The sequence below is a fragment of the Pseudoroseomonas cervicalis ATCC 49957 genome (assembly GCF_000164635.1).
Lineage (GTDB): Bacteria > Pseudomonadota > Alphaproteobacteria > Acetobacterales > Acetobacteraceae > Pseudoroseomonas > Pseudoroseomonas cervicalis.
The window spans coordinates 1-984 of the sequence record NZ_GG771078.1 but is presented as its reverse complement, the minus strand read 5'-3'; the positions used below and the strand labels follow the sequence as shown (position 1 = coordinate 984).

Here is a 984-nt window from a genome sequence, read left to right as displayed (position 1 = left end):
GGTGCTGCAGGCCGGCTTCGAGGAGGTGTTCAACCATCTCGACCCCTATAGCCGCTACATCACCGCCGACGAGGCGTGGCAGGCGCGGCAACGGCGCGTCGGCCAGTCCGGGCTTGGCCTGCGCGTCGCCGCCGGCGCGCGCGACCGGCTGGTGATCGCCACGCTGCAGCCGGAGGGCGAGGCCGCCCGTGCCGGGCTGCGCGAGGGGGATGAGCTGCACAGCATCGACGGCGTGCCGGTCAGCGCCCGCCGCATCATCCTGGCGGCCGAGATGCTGGAGGGTCCGCCCGGCAGCGAGGTGGCGCTGGAACTGCGCCGTGGCAGCCAGCGGCTGCGCGTGGTGCTGCGCCGCGCCAGCCAGGCGCTGCAGCCGCTGCTGACCGAGGTGCAGGACGGCATCCTGTGGATGCGCCTGCCCATCTTCTCGGCCAACACCACCGAGGAGCTGAGCGAGGCGCTGGCCAATGCCTTCGCCGCCCCGGCCCCGCCGCGCGGGCTGGTGCTCGACCTGCGCGGCAATCGCGGCGGTGTGCTGAGCCAGGCGATGAGCGTGGCCGATGCCTTCCTGTCGGATGGGCTGGTGGCGCAGAGCGTCGGCCGCCACCCGGATGCCCGCCGGGTCTGGGACGCCGCCGGCACCGACCTGGCGCAGGGAAGGCCGCTGGTGGTGCTGGTCGACGGCCGCACCGCCAGCGCCGCCGAGATCGTCGCCGCCGCGCTCGGCGATCGCGGCCGCGCCGTGGTGGTGGGCAGCGCCACCTTGGGCAAGGGGCTGATCCAGGTGGTCATCCCCCTCTCCAACGGGGCGGAGGTGCTGATCTCCTGGTCCCGCGTCCTGGCGCCGGCGGGCTGGCCGGTGCAGGGGCTGGGCGTGCTGCCGGCGCTGTGCACCTCTCTGGGGCAGGAGGCGCTGCGCGGCGCGTTGCAGGCCCTGGGCGCGGGCATGGCGCCGATGGGCGCCGTGCTGCAGCGCCAGCGCCGCGC

General features: G+C 75.5%; 1 protein-coding gene. It reads left to right on the top strand.

The features are described from left to right. A partial coding sequence (locus HMPREF0731_RS21815; RefSeq protein ID WP_157136284.1) for a S41 family peptidase occupies positions 1-984 on the top strand: 984 nt, incomplete at both ends.